Origin of the sequence: Eubacterium maltosivorans (assembly GCF_002441855.2) — a bacterium.
Classification (GTDB): Bacteria; Bacillota; Clostridia; order Eubacteriales; family Eubacteriaceae; genus Eubacterium; species Eubacterium maltosivorans.
The window spans coordinates 1,335,553-1,355,321 of sequence record NZ_CP029487.1; the positions used below are offsets into that span (position 1 = coordinate 1,335,553).

At 45.1% G+C, this 19,769-nt stretch carries 19 protein-coding genes and 1 pseudogene; 3 read left to right on the forward strand and 17 right to left on the reverse strand.

The window, feature by feature from the left end; genetic code table 11:
* Nucleotides 1-53: 53 nt before the first annotated feature.
* On the forward strand, nucleotides 54-395 hold the full coding sequence (locus CPZ25_RS06500; RefSeq protein WP_096919982.1) for a GGDEF domain-containing protein: 342 nt from the start codon (nucleotides 54-56) through the stop codon (nucleotides 393-395).
* Between the two features lie 131 nt (nucleotides 396-526).
* Here CPZ25_RS06500 and CPZ25_RS06505 read toward each other — a convergent pair whose 3' ends face one another.
* Both CPZ25_RS06505 and CPZ25_RS21150 read right to left on the reverse strand, forming a co-directional pair.
* Entirely contained in the window at nucleotides 527-817 is a 291-nt protein-coding gene (locus CPZ25_RS06505) for a hypothetical protein (RefSeq protein ID WP_058693970.1), read from the reverse strand.
* Between the two features lie 15 nt (nucleotides 818-832).
* Nucleotides 833-1,129: pseudogene (locus CPZ25_RS21150) on the reverse strand (MarR family transcriptional regulator); the annotation flags it as partial.
* Between the two features lie 357 nt (nucleotides 1,130-1,486).
* On the opposite strand from CPZ25_RS21150, the gene CPZ25_RS06515 reads away from it, so the two are divergent.
* The gene (locus tag CPZ25_RS06515) at nucleotides 1,487-1,669 is read left to right on the forward strand and encodes a FeoB-associated Cys-rich membrane protein (protein WP_074617261.1); all 183 of its coding nucleotides are present in this window, start codon (nucleotides 1,487-1,489) and stop codon (nucleotides 1,667-1,669) included.
* 17 nt (nucleotides 1,670-1,686) lie between these two features.
* Here the strand turns inward: CPZ25_RS06515 and CPZ25_RS06520 are convergent, their stop codons facing one another.
* Together CPZ25_RS06520 and CPZ25_RS06525 are read right to left on the reverse strand one after the other, a co-directional pair.
* Nucleotides 1,687-2,133 carry a flavodoxin gene (locus tag CPZ25_RS06520; RefSeq protein WP_058693968.1) on the reverse strand — a complete coding sequence of 149 codons (447 nt, stop codon included), beginning with the start codon at nucleotides 2,131-2,133 and terminating at the stop codon, nucleotides 1,687-1,689.
* 109 nt (nucleotides 2,134-2,242) lie between these two features.
* The gene (locus CPZ25_RS06525) at nucleotides 2,243-2,647 is read right to left on the reverse strand and encodes a DUF3887 domain-containing protein (protein WP_096919981.1); all 405 of its coding nucleotides are present in this window, start codon (nucleotides 2,645-2,647) and stop codon (nucleotides 2,243-2,245) included.
* Between the two features lie 155 nt (nucleotides 2,648-2,802).
* On the opposite strand from CPZ25_RS06525, the gene CPZ25_RS06530 reads away from it, so the two are divergent.
* Nucleotides 2,803-3,261: a hypothetical protein gene (locus CPZ25_RS06530; protein ID WP_074617259.1), complete on the forward strand. Its 459-nt coding sequence runs from the start codon at nucleotides 2,803-2,805 to the stop codon at nucleotides 3,259-3,261.
* A gap of 17 nt (nucleotides 3,262-3,278) precedes the next feature.
* Here the strand turns inward: CPZ25_RS06530 and CPZ25_RS06535 are convergent, their stop codons facing one another.
* The 13 genes from CPZ25_RS06535 to CPZ25_RS06595 form a co-directional block, all read right to left on the reverse strand.
* The gene (locus tag CPZ25_RS06535; protein ID WP_096919980.1) at nucleotides 3,279-6,785 is read right to left on the reverse strand and encodes an FAD-dependent oxidoreductase; all 3,507 of its coding nucleotides are present in this window, start codon (nucleotides 6,783-6,785) and stop codon (nucleotides 3,279-3,281) included.
* Nucleotides 6,786-6,800: 15 nt separating this feature from the next.
* The gene (locus CPZ25_RS06540) at nucleotides 6,801-8,561 is read right to left on the reverse strand and encodes an NADH-quinone oxidoreductase subunit NuoF (protein WP_096919979.1); all 1,761 of its coding nucleotides are present in this window, start codon (nucleotides 8,559-8,561) and stop codon (nucleotides 6,801-6,803) included.
* A 3-nt stretch (nucleotides 8,562-8,564) separates the two neighbouring features.
* Complete coding sequence (gene nuoE, locus CPZ25_RS06545) at nucleotides 8,565-9,083, reverse strand: NADH-quinone oxidoreductase subunit NuoE (protein ID WP_058693963.1); 519 nt, start codon at nucleotides 9,081-9,083, stop codon at nucleotides 8,565-8,567.
* A 223-nt stretch (nucleotides 9,084-9,306) separates the two neighbouring features.
* Nucleotides 9,307-10,212 carry a DMT family transporter gene (locus tag CPZ25_RS06550; RefSeq protein WP_058696352.1) on the reverse strand — a complete coding sequence of 302 codons (906 nt, stop codon included), beginning with the start codon at nucleotides 10,210-10,212 and terminating at the stop codon, nucleotides 9,307-9,309.
* Between the two features lie 12 nt (nucleotides 10,213-10,224).
* Nucleotides 10,225-10,713, reverse strand: a complete 489-nt coding sequence (ilvN, locus tag CPZ25_RS06555; RefSeq protein ID WP_074617256.1) for an acetolactate synthase small subunit — start codon at nucleotides 10,711-10,713, stop codon at nucleotides 10,225-10,227.
* Between the two features lie 10 nt (nucleotides 10,714-10,723).
* The gene (gene ilvB, locus CPZ25_RS06560; RefSeq protein WP_074617287.1) at nucleotides 10,724-12,361 is read right to left on the reverse strand and encodes a biosynthetic-type acetolactate synthase large subunit; all 1,638 of its coding nucleotides are present in this window, start codon (nucleotides 12,359-12,361) and stop codon (nucleotides 10,724-10,726) included.
* A 95-nt stretch (nucleotides 12,362-12,456) separates the two neighbouring features.
* Complete coding sequence (locus CPZ25_RS06565; RefSeq protein WP_058693961.1) at nucleotides 12,457-13,608, reverse strand: DUF362 domain-containing protein; 1,152 nt, start codon at nucleotides 13,606-13,608, stop codon at nucleotides 12,457-12,459.
* An 11-nt stretch (nucleotides 13,609-13,619) separates the two neighbouring features.
* Nucleotides 13,620-14,468: a CvfB family protein gene (locus CPZ25_RS06570; protein ID WP_074617255.1), complete on the reverse strand. Its 849-nt coding sequence runs from the start codon at nucleotides 14,466-14,468 to the stop codon at nucleotides 13,620-13,622.
* A gap of 88 nt (nucleotides 14,469-14,556) precedes the next feature.
* Nucleotides 14,557-15,003 carry a hypothetical protein gene (locus tag CPZ25_RS06575; protein ID WP_013381586.1) on the reverse strand — a complete coding sequence of 149 codons (447 nt, stop codon included), beginning with the start codon at nucleotides 15,001-15,003 and terminating at the stop codon, nucleotides 14,557-14,559.
* The gene (gene coaD, locus CPZ25_RS06580) at nucleotides 15,000-15,491 is read right to left on the reverse strand and encodes a pantetheine-phosphate adenylyltransferase (RefSeq protein WP_096919978.1); all 492 of its coding nucleotides are present in this window, start codon (nucleotides 15,489-15,491) and stop codon (nucleotides 15,000-15,002) included. The genes CPZ25_RS06575 and coaD overlap by 4 nt, the downstream gene beginning before the upstream one ends.
* Nucleotides 15,488-16,057, reverse strand: a complete 570-nt coding sequence (rsmD, locus tag CPZ25_RS06585) for a 16S rRNA (guanine(966)-N(2))-methyltransferase RsmD (RefSeq protein ID WP_058693958.1) — start codon at nucleotides 16,055-16,057, stop codon at nucleotides 15,488-15,490. The genes coaD and rsmD overlap by 4 nt, the downstream gene beginning before the upstream one ends.
* A 12-nt stretch (nucleotides 16,058-16,069) precedes the next feature.
* Nucleotides 16,070-18,121, reverse strand: a complete 2,052-nt coding sequence (gene recG / locus CPZ25_RS06590; RefSeq protein WP_096919977.1) for an ATP-dependent DNA helicase RecG — start codon at nucleotides 18,119-18,121, stop codon at nucleotides 16,070-16,072.
* A gap of 16 nt (nucleotides 18,122-18,137) precedes the next feature.
* Nucleotides 18,138-19,757, reverse strand: a complete 1,620-nt coding sequence (locus tag CPZ25_RS06595; RefSeq protein ID WP_058693956.1) for a DAK2 domain-containing protein — start codon at nucleotides 19,755-19,757, stop codon at nucleotides 18,138-18,140.
* Nucleotides 19,758-19,769 lie beyond the last annotated feature (12 nt).

The following is a 19,769-nucleotide window of genomic DNA, read 5'->3' on the forward strand; positions in this document are numbered from 1 at the left end:
TGCCAGCTTCATCCTGTATCAAAACAACATCCGAAATATCTTAAAAAGCTGACATGAAAAAATCCACTGACCAGGGCATTATTCTGACTAACAGCCTCATCGACAATTATTTCAGCGAGCTTGACACCATCGCTATTTTCTGCGGCGTTAACACAGGTATCAATGACACTTATGAACATCAGACCGATGATGACGTCCTCTTTTCTTTGGCTCAGATACTTTTTCATTGCTTCCGGGAAACCGATATTATTGCTCGCTTTGGCGGCGGCGAATTTTTCGTTTGGATCAAGGATCTGCCAACTCTGGAGGTCGTAAGGCAAAAGGCTGAGATGCGCTGCAATATTACCGCTGCCAGTCCTAACATACCCATTTCACTGAGCATTGGCATCGCCTAGTATCCCGGCGATGGCACCTCTTACGCAGAGATCATGCAACATGCCGATAAAGCTCTTTATTGTGCTAAGCACTCTGGCAAGGGCAACTACAATAGTCCACAATAAAAAAAGACGGAAATATCCGTCTTTTTTTAACCCTCATATGTCTCGATCAATCGCTCGATATTCGCGATGGTTTCTTTCTCAAACAAGGGACAGAAAAGCTCTACCTCTGTCCTCAACCTTACCTCATCATAGAAACGGTTCAACTTGTCCTCCATCACATATTCATCCATCATTTCGGGGTTAATATCTTTAAAAAACTCTTCGCCCATTTCTGTGATAAGATCTGCTTCATCCGGCGACATGGACGCCAGTGTTATAAACTCCAGAGGATACTCCTCCAGTCCTAGATAGATTGTAATACGTTTTATTTCTTCCATCCTATTGCCTTTCGTCTATGCTTGCGCATCGTTAAAAAAATCCAAAGCGTTTTTGGCTGTTCTTTCCGTCAGTGCACATAGGAACGCACGCTCCTCATCTGTAAAATCCCTGGTCAGAACCTTCATCCAGTTTTCCTGTATCGCTTTTATTTTCTGATAACAGGCTTCTGCCTTTTCTGTAGGGTACAGACAGCTGGTCCGTTTGTCGCGACTGTTTGTCTCCTTGGTTATAAAGCCTTTTTGGGTCAGCTTCGCGATGCCCCTGGTAATATTACTGGGGTTTAAATAAATCAGGGACTGCAGCTTATCCTGAGTGACCCCCGGGCCCCTCGCAGATTTTTATCACAAAAAATGCTGGCTTGAGCTAAGCCCTATCCCGGTCACTTCTCTGTCCAAAGCCATTCCTGTAAAATGGTTTGTCACCGATATCCACTTCATCAGACTTCTTGAAGACTCAAATTTATCCATAACAACCTCTTTAATTTCATGCGTCCGCAAATAATTTGCTGCTTCTGCACTTTATTATAGCCTACTGTTCACTGCTTGTCAAAATCAATCTTAGCTTAAATCCCTTCCTGCCCCTTGACAAAATATGTTGGAGCGTTTAAACTATAATCATAAGTTAAATGAAACTTACTTTTTTAATCCAATCGATAAGGAAGTGACGATATGAATTTATCAACCTTTATTATTGCTGCCATTGTCTTTATTCCAATGGCGCTGATTATCTATAACCAGATAAAAAAAGCCCGAAGCGGGCAGACAGGATGTGGCTGTGGCTGCAGCGGATGCGCTCATGCCAGCCAATGCCATCCGGCTCAAAAAACCGAACTTAAAAAAGACAGGAATTGATTTTCCTGTCTTTTTTATTAAAAGCTTGCAAAGGCCTTTCCAAACTCAACGCAGGCATGGCGGCCAGCATCGTCCGGGAACTCTTTGATCATCAGTCCTTCATCAAACAGGCGTGCTCCAGTATGCCCAATCCGGTCTTCCCAGTCGCGCATCCATTCGCCGTTTCCCCATCCATAGGAGCCAAAAAGCGCTACCTTTTTTCCTTTTAGCCTGGACTCAATTTCCTCAAAAAATGGTTCGAAGGTATTCTTTTCAAGGGCTTCACCATCCATTGACGGGCACCCGAGGGCTACTTTATCATAATCCTCAATCCGTTCAATCGGGAACTGGCTTACATTGTAAAGATCTGCTTTCTGCCCAGTCTCGTCGATTCCATTGGATATTTTTTCGGCCATAATCTCTGTATTTTCACTATTGCTCCAATAAATAACAGCAATATTTTTATTATTTTCATTCTTTCTCATCATTGTTCTCCTTAACGGTTCATAAATCATCGAATATCTTAGTAAAAGGTATACCCCTGTGTTTAAAAATTATTCATATCTCAGACCAATATATCCGTTTTTTTCACTCTCAGCCGGGATAGATTGATTTTATTTTTACCGTTCGGTCAAACGCCACCACAAGCTCTGCCGTTCCCTTTTCAAAGGAACACGTCACTATAATTTTCAATTCCTTATCCCAGTTATCGTCCTCAAGACCAGCTATCTCTCTGAAATCACCTTTTCCATCAGACAATTTTTCCCAGAGCCTTTCGAGTGACTGAGCGTCCATTTCTTCCTTTGCTTTGGTCGTATACAAAAAATCATCAGCTGCCTTTTCGTATGCTCCCTCAGCCAGCGCCTGTACCAATGAATGGGTAATCTCTTCTGATTTCACCTTAGTGTCCTCACCATATTTTCCCTTGTTGCAACCGGTAAACAGGAGCGCAACCCATATGGCGACCAAAAAAAGTGCCAGATATTTTTTCTTTTTCATTAATTCCTCACTTTCCTTAGCGTATTATATCTTCTATTGGGAATAATATCAAGTGAAAGACTTTTGCACAAATTGAAAAAAGCTTTTGCTTTTCGTCTCTATTTATATTAAACTAGAGAGTAACCACAAATTCTCAAATAATAAAGGGGTATCTGATGAAACTTAAGATTAACTCACGGGGAATTGGAAATGTTTTGCTGATTGCCCTTTTGGTTTTGCTGATTATTCATATTTTGGTATTATTTGGAATGGTATCACCTGATATTATCTGGGACACCACCATCACTGATAAAGCGTCCGTCGTTATTTCCGAATGGATTGCTATTTTCTTCATTCTACTTTTTGTCTTTGGCATACTGCTTAAGCTAAATTATCTTCCCATAAAAGGCTTACGGAAAAGCGCTGACAGCATTCTCTGGATCATGAGTCTCTATTATCTGCTGAATATCGTCGGCAACTTCATGTCTGACAATCCCATTGAAAAGCTTGTATATGCCCCTCTAACACTGATAATGATCCTGATGGCGCTTCGCTTGATCTTTGCAAAGGATCTTAATTCAAAGTACAGACGCAGGCCCCAGAAACGGTCTCAAAAAATACGAAGAGCTTCCTGAAACAGGAAGCTCTTTTTTTATTTGCGTGTTACCTTTTTAATTTCATCGGTGATTTCATTCATCAGGAAGTCCGTATATGGGATTTCTTCAAACAGGAAACCATCCTTTTTCATTGGTACCAGATGGGCTGAGCTTTCACATCTGCGGCTTTGGATCTGGTCGCCAATCTCAACATCCATCAGTTCAGGGATCTCTGTCTGAAGGACTCTGCGGATCATACCAGTACAGGTAGAACCCAGTTTTTCACCCAGGATTTCTCCGATTTCTACCACCATACCAATGTTGGTATAAGGCAGCGGGCGTCCGACAGCGGGTGTGACACGCTGCAGTCTGCCTTCGGTATTGATAAAGGTTCCTGCAATTTCAGGGAAAGCCAATGCCGGAAGAACAACGTCTGCCTTCTGGGCCGCTAAAGTCAGGTGCGTATCCTGAACCATGATAAAATCATAGCCGGATAAATCCACATTGGGGTCTTCGCCAAAAATCATAATCCCTTTTGCATTGTCCAGCACTTCAGGTGTTTGAGTAACGCCTAACAGGCTGAGCGCTTTGCTGTTATTTTTTTGCTCAACTCTGAAAACACCACGTCTTGGTCCATCGCTCTTTCCTAAAAGAACCGCGATATCTGCTGCCAAGGCAGAGGCCTCTTCTGTGATATACTTGCCGCCAAGGATCACCATCGGATGTTTTGCGTTCACCAGTGCATTCCCGATCATTTCAGATTCTTCACTGATCTCAAGCGCTGCCAGAGAATCCTTCAAAGCCTCTAAACCATCAGGCGTGTCTGCTGCCTTACGGTTCTCAAGAACATATTTTGTGATTTCACCCAGGAAATCCAAATCATCATATTCGGTTGTGAACTCATCCCCGATGCGGTTCATCCCATCTTCCGCAGCATTGATAAAGAAGATAGAAGCACCGCGCTTAGAAGCCTGGCTGAGCTTATAACGCAGAACAGGATTGTTTGTCCGAAGGCATCCCAGAACCAGTATAGCGTCTGCCGAAAGGACTTCATCCATACTGTGGATTTCTCCACTGCAAGGCAGCACGTCATTTTCGCCGTGCACGGTATTGCTGAAGGAGAAGGTTTCTGCCCTCAGACTGTCTGCCAGCTTTTTGATCGTGGCAATCTCTTCAGTAGTATATTTGGGTGAAACAGCGACTTTTAAAGCTTCTGCCCCATTTCTTGCAGAAATGGTCTGTGCTTTTTTGGCAATGGCGACAAAAGCGTCGTACCAGTCTGTTTCTTCCAGCTGTCCTTTGGCATTACGGACTAACGGTTTGGTCAGGCGGTCGCCCAGCTGAACCTGGTTTGTTCCAAAACGGCCTCGGCCACACATCACACCCTCATTATTCGCAGCGTTGATGTCCGTTGATACTGCTTTCACAATGGTGTCTCCCATGGTTTCAACCACCATCTGACAGCCAGCGCTACAGTATCCACAGGTTGTCAGTGTCTTTTTCGTATCGGTCGGTACATTTTTGAAGCCTCTTGCCCGTTCTCCCAGCGCACCGGTGGGGCATACGGAAATACAGGTTCCACAGGAAATACAGCCGGAATCAGCCAGTTTCCCACCAAGAGCCGGTACTACAACCGTATCAAAGCCTCGATTCATCAGGCCAAGGGCGGTCACACCAACCACCTCATCACAGGCGCGTACACAGCGTCCGCAGAGAATACATTTATTGGGGTTGCGTACAATAAACGGATGGTCGTCCTCAAAAATCAGCTCTTCATTTTCACCGTCAAAGCGTTCGGGCACCACCTCATATTGGTTAGCATAATCTACCAGCTTACATTCGAAGTAATCGTGACAGCCACATTCCAGACAACGTGAGGCTTCTTCCTTTGCCTGCTCAAGCGTGTAGCCCTTGACAACTTCTTCAAAGGTATTTTTGCGTTCCTCTGGTGTCAGATGTGCCATTGGGGGCCGTTTATATTTCTTTTTGCCTTCCAGGTAATCTGCGTCGATATCATCTCTGGTCACATAGTAAGGCTTGCGATAGCGGATTTCACGTCCCTGCAGATATTCGTTAATGAAGCCGACAGCCTTTTTAGCTTCTCCGATGGCACGGATAGCAATGGAAGCACCGTCATTGGCGCAGTCCCCGCCTGCAAAAACGCCTTCAAGGCTCGTTGTAAAAGTTTCTTCGTCTGCAATAACTGTATTGAACTTCGTTAGCTCAAGCCCGTCCATGCCTTCAGGGTTAATCCCCTGGCCTATGGCCAGAATAACCGTGTCCACATCAATCAGTTCCGTTTCCCCTTCAATGGGAACAGGGCGGCGGCGGCCACTGGCGTCCGGTTCACCCAGCTCCATTTTCTGGAGCAGCATCTGCTTGACATGGCCGTTTTCATCCTTGATAATTTCAATTGGATTGCACAGGTTCTTAAAGATAACGCCCTCTTCCTGCGCTTCCTCGATCTCTTCCTGTTCAGCAGGCATTTCTGCTACTGTACGGCGGTACACGTTGTAGACTTCCTTTGCACCTAAACGCACAGCGCTTCTGCAGGCATCCATGGCAGTATTTCCACCGCCGACAATGGCGACCCTGTCACCCAGGTTTGTTGGTTCATTGTTGACAATTTGTCTAAGCAGCTCAATCCCGCCAATGACGCCGTCCGCGTCAACGCCCTCACAGCGCAGTCCGCTGCTGGTCCAGGCGCCAATGGCAACATACATGGCGTCGTGTTGTTTTCTCAGGCTCTCAAAAGGTAGATCCTCGCCAATGCGCACACCCGTCTTAATGGTAACGCCCATATCTTCGATCAGTTTAATTTCCTCGTCCAGAACGGTTTTGGGCAGACGGTATTCAGGAATCCCATAGCGCAGCATTCCACCAGCTTTAGGCATCGCTTCGTAAATAGTGACCGCATGTCCCGCTTTTCTCAGAAAATAAGCTGCGGTCAGGCCGCCGGGGCCGCCGCCGATAACACCGATGCTTTTGTGAGTATCCGGCGCAATTTCAGGCATAAACATTCCCTTGTCAATATCCAGATCCGCCGCAAAGCGCTTGAGCCACAAAATGGAAACAGGCTCATCCACTAAACCGCGGCGGCAGGCTTTTTCGCAGGGGTGTGGGCAGACGCGTCCGATAGACGCAGGCAAAGGCAGACGGTCCTTGATCAGCTTAATGGCTTCCTCATATTCTCCGTTGGCTATAAGGCCGACGTATCCCTGACAGTCTGTCTGTCCCGGACATTCCAGCTGGCAGGGTGCCACACAATCTCCGATATGCTTTGATAACAGAAGCTCCAGGTTTGTTTTTCTGGATTCCAGCACTCTGTCAGATGTGGTCGTGATGACCATTCCCTCAGCGATGGGGGTTGCGCAGGCCTTCAGCAGTTTTGGATTGCCCTCCACCTCTACCATACAGAGGCCACAGGAGCCATAAACTTCGGTGCGTTCATCATAGCAAAGAGTCGGGATATCAATACCGTTTTCGCGGGCAACGTCTAAAATAGTCTGTTCCGCAAAACCCGTTACTTCTTTTCCGTTAATGTTAATTCTTAATTTCTTCATGTCCCTCTCTCCTTCCTAATCCACAGTTACTGCATCGAACTTACAAACGCTGGCACATTTGCCGCACTTAATACATTTTTCCTGATCGATAACGTGAACCTTCTTAGGCGCGCCCGAAATGGCCTCAACAGGACAGTTCCTGGCGCAACGGGTACAGCCGACACATTTTTCTTCATCAATGCTGTAGGTAATCAAGGCCTTACAGCTGTGAGCTGTACATTTATGTCTGTAAATATGATCTTCATACTCGTTTCTGAAATAACGCAGCGTGGTAAGAACCGGATTTGGCGCTGTCTGGCCAAGGCCACACATAGAACCTTCCTTAACTTTGAGACAGAGCTCTTCGAGAAGCTCGATATCGCCGTCGCGTCCATTGCCTTCTGTGATACGTGTCAGAATTTCAAGCATACGCATGGTTCCGATACGACAGTAGTTGCATTTACCACAGGATTCTTTGCGGGTAAAATCCAGAAAGAAACGTGCCATATCAACCATACAGGTGGTCTCGTCCATGACAACCATCCCACCGGAGCCCATAATCGCGCCGGTTTTAGTAATAGAAGGGTAGTCGATAACTGTGTCCACCAGCTCAGCTGGAACACATCCGCCGGATGGCCCGCCCATCTGAACAGCCTTAAAAGCCTTGTCATTTTTAATCCCGCCGCCGATATCATAAATGACATCACGAAGAGTTAAACCCATTGGGATTTCCACCAGACCGCCTTTTTTGATTTTACCGGTTAAGGCAAACACTTTTGTCCCCTTAGAGTTTTCATTTCCGAGCTGTCCATAGGTTTCACCGGAGTTTCTGAAAATCCACGGCACATTTGCGTAGGTTTCAACGTTATTAATATTGGTTGGCTTTGCCCAGTAGCCTTTCTGTGCCGGGAATGGCGGTTTGAGACGAGGCATTCCGCGTTCACCTTCAAGCGATGCGATTAAGGCGGTTTCCTCACCACAGACAAAAGCACCGGCACCTGCTTTAATTCTCAGATCAAAGCTGAAGTCTGAGCCAAAAATATTTTTGCCCAGATACCCTTTTTCCCGAGCCTGTCCGATGGCATTTTCAAGACGCTTGATGGCCAGCGGATACTCGGCACGGACATAGACAACACCCTGTGCGGCGCCAATGGCCTTAGCGGCAATGATCATTCCTTCAATGAGCGCGTGGGGGTCGCTTTCGAGCACAGACCGGTCCATAAAAGCGCCAGGGTCTCCTTCGTCTGCGTTACAGACTAAATACTTGACATCCCCTTTTGCCTTGTGGGCTTCGTTCCATTTAAACCATGTAGGGAAACCTGCTCCGCCTCGGCCGGCCAGTCCAGCCACCTTAACAGTGTCGATGATTTCTTCTGGTGTCATTTCATTAATCGCTTTTTCAGCTGCTTTATAGCCGTCAACAACCAGATAATCCTCAATGCGTTCCGGATCGATCACGCCGCAGTTCTGGAGCACCACACGCTTTTGTTTAGCGATCATTTCCTTATCCTGCGCTGCCATTTCCAGATCTGTAATATTTTTCTGTCCAAGAATATGTTCATCTACAATGCGTTCGACATCACCGGTGTCTACATTGACATAAGTAATCTTATTGCCAGAAGGATCGACCACATCCACGATGGGCTCCAGATAACAGGTGCCGATACAACCGGTTTTTTCGAGATCAATGCTCAGATTCTTTGCAGCCATCTGATCTTTAAAGGCTTCCTCCACCTTTGCGGCGCCAGCAGCGATACCGCAGCTTCCCTGTCCAATGATCACTTTATAGTTTTTCATCGCCTACGCCTCCTGTTCCTTCAGTTCTGTTAAGATGTTAACCACTTTATCCTTTGTGAGCTGACCATAGGTTTCACCGTCGATCATCATAACCGGCGATAAAGAGCAGCAACCCAGACATGCGACGTTCTCTAAAGTAAAAAGACCGTCCTCAGTGGTCTCCCCTTCTTTGATACCGAGATGCTCGACAACAGCTTCCTCGATCATCGAAGACCCATTAACATGACAGGCCGTTCCCTGGCAGAGCATGATCAAATGCTTACCGACAGGATTCATACGGAACTGGGCATAAAAAGTTGCAACACCGTATATTTTCGCTACTGGAATGTCTGTTTCACGAGAAATATACAGCATTAAATCCGGAGAGAGATAGCCGTAGGTTTCCTGCGCCTTCTGCAGGATGGTAATCAGGCTCCCTGCTACATTGGCATACTCATCCAGAACTGCATCTAATTCTGGAAATTTTGGTTCATCCTGACAGCCGCAGCCGCAGAGATGGTCATGATGGTGTTCGTGATTCATAATTACTCCTTACTTTTTTCTTCCTGACTTAACAGGCTTCCTCAACTTCTTCCACTTGCACAATGTATCCAATTTTTTTAAAGAAATTTTCCCGCTTTAAGGATAAAACGGGAATGTTTTGCGGTAATATTTTCTTATTCTATAATATAAATCCTTATTGATTTTATTATACTACTATTTCTAAAATTTGCAAGTCTTTCTTGCGAATTTTTTCACTTTTATTCTAATAAATTTTTCTTTCATTCTTCATCTCAATGGTTTCTCCTGTCTGAGTTGCTGCAGCTGCCTTTTTACTGGGAATAAGGGTCAGTATAATCCCACACAAAATAGCCGCAAAGCCACAAATCGTATAAAAGCTCGGGACCTCACCCACAAAGAAAAAGACGAAAACAGGGTTAAGTATTGGCTCCAGCAGCGATAGAATCGACGCTTCAAACGCAGATACCAACCGGACCCCTTTGAGAAAAAACAGGTAAGAAATACCAATTTGAAAGACTCCGAGCAATACAAGGTATAACCAGTTTACAGTGGGGATGCCTGAAAAAGATATCTGGCTGTGCATAAACACAAGCATTACTCCAGCCATGATAAAATTGATAAATCCAATGATAGTGATATCATTCATCGGATACTTTTTCTCCATAAAATACTGTTCGAGCGCGTAAGCAATACCTGCCGACAAGGCCAAAAGGTTTCCTGCCATGGCAGTCGCATTCCCCGAGGCATTCAACGGGTCGCAAAAAATAATAATAATACCGGCCAGAATCGTAACCCTTGGAATAAACTCCCACGCGACCAGCTTCTTTTTACCGCCGATAAGATAAGCCAGATACAGCCACAAAGGCGCTGTACACTGCAATATAATCGCATTGGCGGCAGTTGTCAGCTTAGTGGCAATGACAAAGCTGATGGTTAGATAGGTATAGGAAATAATAAGCCCGATATAATTTTTGCTGAACTTGATTTCTTTCCATTTTATAAACGGCAGAAAAACACACCCTGCAATCAAACTTCTTGCAAAAGCAATGCTAATTGCACTCGCTTCAATGCTTTTAATCAAAAGGCCGCCTGTGCTCATTAGCGTGACGGCCAGTAAAATAAAGCATGCTCCTCTATTTTTTGAATTCATTCCCTGCAGCACCTAAATCATCCGGTGGCCTCTTTGAAGGCCAGTATCGCCGGAGCGCACAAATTCCAAAATTCCATATGGCTCAATCATATTAAAAAACGCATCGACCTTATCCCGGGTACCGGTGATTTCAAGTACCAGGCTTTCGCGTGCCACATCTACAACATTGGCTCTGAATAAATTAGAAATTTCTACAATGTTGGAGCGGGTTTCGTCGTTGGCTTTGACCTTAATAAACACTAGTTCCCTGCGAATTGAATCCTCCGGTTTAAGCTCAATGACCTTGATGACGTCGATAAGTTTGTTTAGCTGTTTTTTTATCTGGGCAAGAATATGCTCATCGCCCGTAACCGTTATGGTAATGCGAGATACCTGAGCATCCTCTGTTGTGCCGACAGTCAGGCTGTCAATATTATAGCCGCGCCTTGCAAAAAGCCCTGCAATACGGCTTAAAACCCCAAAGTTATTTTCAACTAAGAGGGATAAACAATAGTTTTCCATGGCTTCTCTCCTAAATCTTTATAAAGTCTTCATGAACCTGACATTCAATCAGAGTCGGCCCGTTGTGGGCAATGGCGTCATTCAAGGCCGCTTCGGCCTCTGCATTGGTGCTCGCCTGATACCCTTTAATGCCATATGCCTCAGCCAACTTCATAAAATCAATGCTGAAATTAATGTCTGTCCCACTGTAATGATTTTTTCCGTAATTATCATGCTGAAGCTGACGCACCATTCCAAGCTTGTGGTTATTGATCATAATAATGTTGATATTCAGGTTATGTTCTGCGATAACCCCCAGCTCGCCCATGGACATCTGAAAGCTGCCATCGCCGCAAATTGCAAAGATCTGTTTCGGGTTTTCCCGTGTCGCAAAGGCAACGCCACCGGCCGCTGGAATGCTGTATCCCATAGTCCCCAAGCCGCCTGAAGTAAAATAATGCCGGTCCTTGCAAACCTTAAAATACAGCGCAGACCAAATTTGATTCAGCCCGACATCTGCAACGACGGTCGCATTATCCGAAGCAATCTCCCCTAACTTTTCAAACAGAAGCTTGGGATTCACCAGGCCCAGTTCCAGATGTGTATCATACAAAAGCGGATGATTTTCCTTGATAATCTCAATGGTTTTCAACCAGTCCCTGGTATCCTTTTTCAAATCCTTCTGGATCAGATCCAGTAAAACCGTACGTGCATCGCCTACAATGGGTACATTGGTATCATCAATGTTTTTCCCGATTTCTGCAGGGTCAATATCAATGTGGATGAGCTCCATATCATTGATCATATCCATCAGGTTATTGGTTCCCCTGTCAGACATCCGGGCGCCTACGCAGATACAGAGATCTGCTGCCTCTAAAATTTTATTCGAATACTCAAAGCCATGGCTGCCGGCAATCCCGCAGTACAACGGATTGTCTTCCGGAAAACACCCAATCCCCATCAGTGTAGTGATAACAGGAATCCCATTTTGTTCTGCAAAGGTAAGGAGTTCTTTTTCGGCATAGCTTAAAACCACGCCACCGCCGGCATAAATGATCGGACGCTTAGCTGCTTTCATCTTTCTGATCGCTCTCCGTATCTGACCCGTATGTCCCTCGTAGGTTGGCTTATATCCCCGTATTTCTACCTTCTCACAATATTTGATACTTTTGAGATTCGTATTCTGCACATCTCTTGGAATATCAATCAAAACAGGACCTGGCCGGCCTGTGGAGGCAATGTGAAATGCTTCTCTTATAATCCGCGGAATATCTGCCGCGTCCTGAACCAGATAAGAATGTTTTGTAAATGGTTCAGTGGCACCGGTAATATCCGCTTCCTGAAAAGCATCCGTTCCAATAAGATCTCTGTTAACCTGTCCTGTAATGGCAACAAGCGGAATAGAGTCTAAATAAGCGGTAGCGATTCCAGTGACCATATTGGTTGCCCCCGGACCAGAGGTTGCCAGGCAGACACCTACCTTGCCAGACTCTCTTGAATAACCGCTGGCGTAATGGGGTCCTGCCTGTTCATTCCGGACCAGCACATGCTGGATGGGTGATTCACGAAATGCTTCGTATAAGGGCAGCAGCGCACCGCCCGGATAACCGAAGACAACCTCCACATTCTCTTTCTCCAAACACTTTAAAATTAATTTTGCCGCTAACAGTGGAATCACTCCCTTTACTTTAGTATAATTTAGTAATTCAGTCTATGATATTATTTTTAAAATAAACTGTCAAGACTATTTTAAAAGATAAAAATTTAACGATATATCAACAATTTACCTAAGAGCGGCGTTTTAACGGTAATCGCCTTCTTAGGACACATTTCCTGACAACAGTAGCACCGAATGCATTTATGATAATTGTAATGCGGCACACGGCCCTTGTGTGTTTCCTTCCAGGTCAGCGCTTTATCCTCCAGAGGACAGGACGCGACACAGATACCACAGCGCACACAGCGCTCCTCAATGATAACGGGTTTTCTGGTAATCAACCCTCTGATTTTAGACAACTGGCCAATGGTGCTGTTCACCTCGGACCGGACTGGAATCCGCTCAACATTAAAGTTCCGGTTGACGTGGTCCTCCAGCTTTTCGCCGAGGATCTCAATTCTACCAGCGTCACCTGTGCCAAGTCCCATCTCTTCACCAGAAACAATTGTTGGCACATAAGACGGCTCCAGGTCCACCAAACGGGCAAAGGTAGCATCCAGAGCGACAGGATCATCTGAAACCAGCAGCAAATTCATGGCAACGGGTGTGCCTGACGCCGGGCCATTCCCCTCCATGGCGATAATCCCATCCATGACAAAAAGACGGGGCTTTATGCAGAGGTTCAAATCGACCAGCATTTTTCCAAATTGCAGGCTGTCAGGATAACGCGCGTGGCACGCTCCCTTATTAAATCCATAAACACAACCAAGCTGGTTTTTTACCGCACCGGTAATCCGTGTGAGACCGTGAGTTTTCATCTTACAGATGCTGATAATGGCATCGCTTTCCAAGACACCCTCAGCCAGTTCAAATTTCTTGGTCGTCACCCCTTCAGGATAAGCGACTGATTCTCCCTTTGAAAACTCCAAAAGTGAGATGTCATGCCGGTCGGCCACTTCCTTGATTCCTGCTTCCTCTGCAACCTTTTCAGGATTTCCGATTCCCGGAGAATCGCCATAGCAGAGATGCTTACACGCCGCCTCTTCCAGAATGCGAACCACTGCTTCAAACACTGCCGGATGAGTCGTTACGGCACTTTCCTTTTTCTTACCGCGAAGCAGATTAGGCTTCAGTAAAATCTTTTCCTCGGGGCGGACAAAACGCTCGATCCCCCCCAGTGCTGATACGCCCTTCTTTAGAGCTTTATAAACAGCTTCTGTGTCATAGGAATCACATTGAATTAAAGCTACCTGAGACATTCCTTACCTCTTTATTTGCCAGTCAGCTCGATGCCGTTGGCCGTCTGTTTTATTTTCTTTTCTTTCATCAGCTTGCCCAATGCGCGTTTAAAGGAGCTTTTGCTCATCTTAAACTCCTTGCTGATGATTGAAGGATTCGTTTTGTCATTATACGGCAGCATGCCGCCGTTTTTCTTCAACTTATCCAGAATTAAAAACGCATCCTTCGGTATTTCTTTATAAGCTTTTTTATTGGGGCTTAAAACCAGCTTGCCATCCTTACGAATCTCTGTGACTCTGGCCTTGATTTTATCGCCACAGTGAAAATCGGAGGTCATTTCTTTTTTCAGGATCATGCCGTGATAGGCGTTGTCTACAGCGACAAATGCTCCAAGCTCTGGATTGATCTGATAAATATACCCTTCAACCCAATCGCCGTCCTTATAGGGTGACTGAGCCTTTAGCAGCGGATAAACCTTCATGGTCGCACACAGACGGTTGCTCTTGTCAATATAAAGATTCACAAGGTATTCGCGCCCCTTCTGCACTCTTGTAATCTGCTCATGGTAAGGCAGCAAGAGATCTTTCTCCAGGCCCCAGTCCAAAAAGGCGCCGACCTTAGTGATGTCCACCACCCTTAAAGGCGCAAACTCGCCCAGCATAATTTTGGGCTTTCTTGTCGTCGCGATGAGACGATCCTGGGAATCCCGGTAAACAAACGCCTCAATTTCATCACCAACCTTACAGTTTTCAGGCGCTTCCTTTTGCGGCAGCAGAACACTGTCCTTCTTTTTATCACTACTATCGCCTGCTGTTAAATATAAACCTACTGATGTCTGACGGTCAACCGTCAAATGCTGCATTTTTCCTATTTCGATCACTTTACTTTCCACTTATTCCTTTTTTAAAATTTTGTATACAGATTTATCTTATTGCAAAAAATAGGACTTAAAAAGTCCTATTCAGCCATTACTTAATTTCTTTAATTTCTTTTCGGTTCGCTTCGATTTTATCGTTCAGCTCTTTCAGCTGTACCTGGAGGTTGTAGAGTATTTTATCCGAATAATGCTGTGTCCCAATACGCAACTCTTTAGCGCTTGCCTGAGCATTTTTTATGATCGTTTCTGCCTGAGCCGTGGCGGTTCTGGTAATTTCGTTGGTATCAATCATTTCCTTCAACTTTTTCTCAGCTTCATTTTTGATCCGCTCTGCATCTCCTTCTGCTTCGACCATTATTTTTTTCTTCTGCTCTACTATTTCCCGGGCCTGTACCAGCTCTGCCGGCAGTTCCTCCCGTATTTCATCGATGATTTCCATTATTTCTTCGGGACTGACCAAAGCCTTTGACGAAAATGGCAGGGTATTTCCCTTTTCCACAAGTTCTTCCAATTCAGTTAGCAGTTCTAAAACCTTCATTCTCTAGCATCCTTCCCATATTTTATCCGTATCGCTTTTTCAACATGTGGAGGTATGAAATCTGACACATCCCCATCGAATTCCATAAGCTCCCGCACGACGCTTGAGCTCAAGTAGGAATATTGATTGTTTGTCACCATAAAAAAAGTTTCAACATCACTGTCCAGTTTTTTATTTGTCAGGGCCATCTGCAGCTCAAATTCAAAGTCCTGTACTGTCCGAAGGCCCTTCAGGATTACCTGGGCTCCTTTTGATTTTGCATAGTCCACCAGCAGAGAGGACGAAGCATCAACCTCTACGTTTTCCAAATGGGCCACACTCTCTCGGATCATCGCACACCTTTCCTCACTGGAAAACAGGTAATTCTTTTTATAATTTACCATTACGCACACAATGACCTTATCAAAATGCTTTGAGGCTCTTTCTATAATGTCCAGATGACCAAAGGTAACCGGGTCAAAGCTTCCGGGATACACAGCACTTCTCATTGACCAAAATTCTCCCAACTATAAAAACTGACTAATGTCGTTCCATACTTTTTTTCTTTATATTTTGCAAATGATTTAATCGTTATTGGCATTATAACAGATTTTTCGTGTTCCATCATTATAATTCCATCAGAATTCAAGATTTTTTTCTCACAGATTTTTTCCACGATCGAAATCATGCTAATTCCATCCTTATACGGTGGATCCATGTACATCATATCACATTTTACTGAATTTTTGCATAAAAAACCAATTCCTTCTTCTGCTGAACATTTTTTTACAATTGCTCTGCTTTCGAAACCAGTCAATTTTAAATTTTTCTTAATAATACCAATGCTGTCTCTGGAAATATCAAAAAAATAGGCCTGCGGAACCCCGCGGCTGAGAGCTTCTATCCCCATGGCGCCGCTCCCGCCAAAAAGATCAACAAAAACCTGGGCTTCCCTCAGTTCTACCTGAATACTGTTAAAGACAGCCCCCTTAACCTTATCTGTCGTCGGTCTTATAAAGTCGCCGCAGATGGATACAAGGTTTGTTCCTCTTTTTTCTCCTGCTATTACACGCATTTCATTCTCCCTCTAATTCATAGAAATTTCCGATAAATTTTTGTAGAATGTTTCAATAATCCGAGCCCTGTAGGCCATTGTCTCTTTATCGCTGGAATTGTAAATTTCTGTTGCCACTCTTTTGGTTTCACTTATAAGATCAAAATCCTCATAAGGATTTAACGCTTTGAATTCGGGGAATCCGTGCTGCTTCAATCCAAAATAATCGCCCGGCCCGCGCAGACGGTAATCTTCATCTGCGATCTTCTTGCCACTGTGGTTGTTGACAATCACGCGCATCCGCTCAATGGTCTGTTCGTTTCTGGAATTAGAGACTAAAAAGCAATAGGATTGATGCATTCCCCGCCCCACACGCCCCCGGAGCTGATGGAGCTGGGACAGACCAAAACGGTCTGCGCTGAGAATCGTGATCACTGAAACATTGGGCACGTCGATCCCAACTTCAATAATACTGGTAGCGACCAGAAGGTCAATTTCACAGCTGTTAAAGGCATCAATGATCTGCTTTTTGTCTTCAGCAGGCATACGACTGTAAAGACAGGCTATGCGGTAACGGCTTCCGTAAAACTGTTTTACCTCTGAAAATACGCTTTGAATGTCCTTAACCTCACTCATTTCCTCTGACTCTTCAATGAACGGGCAAATGACAAAAGCCTGCCGTCCCTTGTTCATTTCATCTGCCATAAAATTCAAAATCTTCGGATAAGATTTCTCATTATAAAAATAGGTCTTAATTTTTTTTCGTCCTTTTGGCAGTTCGTCAATGTAGGAAACATCCAAATCGCCATAAAGAATTAACGCCAGTGTTCTGGGAATTGGGGTAGCGCTCATGACCAGTGTGTGTGGTGTTTCTCCCTTTAGACTGAGCCTCCCGCGCTGCTTAACCCCAAAACGGTGCTGCTCATCGGTGATGACCAAGCCCAGATTATAATAGGCCACGCTGTCCTGTATAAGTGCATGCGTACCGATGATCACCTGCGCCTCACCGCTGGCAATGGTCGCCAGCACCGCGTTTCGTTCTTTTGCTTTCTGTGAGCCCGTCAGAAGCTCAACACGAATGCCGTAGGGTTCAAGATACTGTTTAAAATTCGCGGCGTGCTGGTTAGCCAGTATCTCTGTCGGCGCCATATATGCGGTCTGGTAGCCATTGAGCGCCATGAGATAAGCACACGCAACCGCAATGATCGTTTTTCCAGAGCCTACATCGCCCTGAACCAGCCGGTTCATAACGATTCCCTTTTTCATATCGTCCACAATGTCATCAAGTACCTTCAGCTGGCTGGCTGTCAGTTCAAAGGGAAGGCCTTTGGCAAAACGCCTGAGCGCCTCAAAATTGTCAAGACTGATCTTTGACACACCGTTTAAAGCCCGGCTGTTCATAATACCAATGTTGATCTTCAGCGCTTCCTCAAACTTTATCCGTCCCTTTCCTTCAGCCACATCCTCGGGTGTATCCGGAAAATGTATTTTTTTAAGGGCCTGCTCTTTTGACAGCAAGTGATACTTTTTCTGGTAACGCTTTGGCAAATCGTCTTTTATGAGCATCTGCTGCTTAAAAACAGCAGCCATATATTTTTTTAGCGATTCCCCTGGAACGCCCTCAATCTTGGGATAAACAGGGGTAAGAATAAAGAAATCCTCTAGCTTGCTCTCGTGAGCAAACTGGGGATTATACATTTGACGCCGATTATTCTTTATGACAACCTTTCCGAAAAAATAATAGGTTTCATTTTCGGAAAAAATATCTCTGAGATAGGGCTGGTTAAACCAGACGATCTCGCCTTTTACCGGTTCGCCATTTTCAAGCGTTTCAACAACCGGCAGCACAAAAAGAGACATATTTTTCCGGATACGCCGCAGTGTTCCTCTTTTCGCCGCAACAGCCTTTATGGTTACAGACTCCTCAGTTTCTGTTTGAAACGAGCCCATTATTTTTCGATTCAGATACTTTCGGGGATAAAAATCAAGCAGCTCTTCAATTGTTGTAATACCGTGTTCTCCAAAAGCTTCAGCCCTTTTGGGACCGATACCCGATATGTTTCTAATTGAATCCGATGCTTTCATCTTATCCCCTCTAAATTTACTCTACCGACACAATGTAATAATACAGCGGCTGTCCGCCTTCGTTAATTTCTACATCGCAGTCTTCAAATTTTTCTTCCAGATCTTCAACCAGCGCTTCCGCATCGTCCTCAGCCACATCTGAGCCGTAATAAACAGAAACCAGCTCGCTGTCCTCGTCAACCATTTTATCCAGAAGTTCTTTGGTCACCGCAGCTACTTCATCGCCCTTCACGACGATTTCGCCGCCGAAAATACCGATAATATCATTTTTGGCAATCTTCAGGCCATTGATCTTTGTATCCCGAACCGCAAAGGTAACCTCTCCGGTTTTAACCGTCGGAATGACTTCCAGCATGTTCTTTTCATTTTCTTCCCAGTCAACCTCGGGCTGGAAAGTCAGCATTGCTGTGACACACTGTGGAATTGTCTTGGTTGGAATAACATGCACATGCTTTTCTGAAATGGCCTGTGCCTGATTGGCAGCCATGATAATATTGCTGTTATTCGGGAAAAGGAAAATTTCTTCCGCATTGGTCTTTTCTATTTCATCCAGAAAATCCTGGGTGCTTGGATTCATGGTCTGTCCACCGGAAATCACACGGGTAATCCCCAGATCCTTAAACAAATTGGTAAGGCCCGCTCCCGGGGATACGGCTACAAAACCATAGGGCTTAGCTGGCTCACTGTCTTCAGCTTCCCCTTCAGGTGCGCCGAGCATTTCACGCATATTATCAACCTTCATACGGATCAGAGCGCCATAGGTCAGACCTTTTTCAAAAGCCTTGCCTGGGTGGTCAGTGTGCACATGCACTTTGATGATGTCGTCATCTTTAATGACGAGCACACAGTCCCCGATCGTATTTAAATATTCACGCAGCTCATTATCGTCCGCTTCGGCAGCGTCCTTAACGATGAATTCAGTACAATAGCCAAAGGTAATGTCCTCAGGCCGCATATTTGAATCGTCGACAAAACGCTCGCGGTCGCTGATATTCAGATGCACCTCCTGGCTCAGCTCCTGATTGGTCATTCCTTTATAGGCGCCTTCCATAATAAAAATCAAGCCTTGTCCACCGGCGTCTACCACACCAGCTTCCTTTAATACCGGCAGCAATTCTGGTGTTTTCGCCAACGATTTTTTGCCATAGGAAATGATGTTTTCAAGATAATCGTCCAGATTATCGTAACGGTCGTAATTGTCCATGGCAAATTCGGCCATTTCACGCGCAACTGTCAGAATTGTACCTTCAGTAGGCTTCATGACAGCTTTATAAGCAGCGTCTGCGGCGGCGCGAATCGCCATTCCAAGGCCCTTGATATCCAATTCTTCTTTATCTTTACAACCTTCGGCTAAGCCGCGGAGCAGTTGAGACAGGATAACGCCTGAGTTGCCGCGCGCACCGATCAAAGCACCGCTGGATGCGGTCTTTGCCACACTATAAAGGCTGACGCCCGTCATTTTTTCCAGCTCGCTTACCGAATGTGAGAAAGTTAAAGACATATTGGTTCCTGTATCGCCATCCGGTACTGGGAACACATTAAGCTCATCTACTGTTTTTTTATAGATTTCGAGATTTTTCGCACCATACTCGAACATTTTTTTTAGCAAATTTCCATCAATAATTTGGGTCTTCATGCCTTCCTCCAC

What these genes read in the sequence shown, in the direction of transcription:
- coaD (WP_096919978.1), bottom strand. Translation starts at nt 15,491, where the DNA reads ATGAGAAGTGCTGTGTATCCCGGAAGCTTTGACCCGGTTACCTTTGGT.
- ilvN (WP_074617256.1), bottom strand. Translation starts at nt 10,713, where the DNA reads ATGGAAAACTATTGTTTATCCCTCTTAGTTGAAAATAACTTTGGGGTT.
- CPZ25_RS06500 (WP_096919982.1), top strand. Translation starts at nt 54, where the DNA reads ATGAAAAAATCCACTGACCAGGGCATTATTCTGACTAACAGCCTCATC.
- CPZ25_RS06525 (WP_096919981.1), bottom strand. Translation starts at nt 2,647, where the DNA reads ATGAAAAAGAAAAAATATCTGGCACTTTTTTTGGTCGCCATATGGGTT.
- CPZ25_RS06505 (WP_058693970.1), bottom strand. Translation starts at nt 817, where the DNA reads ATGGAAGAAATAAAACGTATTACAATCTATCTAGGACTGGAGGAGTAT.
- CPZ25_RS06595 (WP_058693956.1), bottom strand. Translation starts at nt 19,757, where the DNA reads ATGAAGACCCAAATTATTGATGGAAATTTGCTAAAAAAAATGTTCGAG.
- CPZ25_RS06520 (WP_058693968.1), bottom strand. Translation starts at nt 2,133, where the DNA reads ATGAGAAAGAATGAAAATAATAAAAATATTGCTGTTATTTATTGGAGC.
- recG (WP_096919977.1), bottom strand. Translation starts at nt 18,121, where the DNA reads ATGAAAGCATCGGATTCAATTAGAAACATATCGGGTATCGGTCCCAAA.
- CPZ25_RS06515 (WP_074617261.1), top strand. Translation starts at nt 1,487, where the DNA reads ATGAATTTATCAACCTTTATTATTGCTGCCATTGTCTTTATTCCAATG.
- CPZ25_RS06550 (WP_058696352.1), bottom strand. Translation starts at nt 10,212, where the DNA reads ATGAATTCAAAAAATAGAGGAGCATGCTTTATTTTACTGGCCGTCACG.
- CPZ25_RS06535 (WP_096919980.1), bottom strand. Translation starts at nt 6,785, where the DNA reads ATGAAGAAATTAAGAATTAACATTAACGGAAAAGAAGTAACGGGTTTT.
- CPZ25_RS06575 (WP_013381586.1), bottom strand. Translation starts at nt 15,003, where the DNA reads ATGAAGGTTTTAGAACTGCTAACTGAATTGGAAGAACTTGTGGAAAAG.
- CPZ25_RS06540 (WP_096919979.1), bottom strand. Translation starts at nt 8,561, where the DNA reads ATGAAAAACTATAAAGTGATCATTGGACAGGGAAGCTGCGGTATCGCT.
- CPZ25_RS06565 (WP_058693961.1), bottom strand. Translation starts at nt 13,608, where the DNA reads ATGTCTCAGGTAGCTTTAATTCAATGTGATTCCTATGACACAGAAGCT.
- rsmD (WP_058693958.1), bottom strand. Translation starts at nt 16,057, where the DNA reads ATGCGTGTAATAGCAGGAGAAAAAAGAGGAACAAACCTTGTATCCATC.
- CPZ25_RS06530 (WP_074617259.1), top strand. Translation starts at nt 2,803, where the DNA reads ATGAAACTTAAGATTAACTCACGGGGAATTGGAAATGTTTTGCTGATT.
- nuoE (WP_058693963.1), bottom strand. Translation starts at nt 9,083, where the DNA reads ATGAATCACGAACACCATCATGACCATCTCTGCGGCTGCGGCTGTCAG.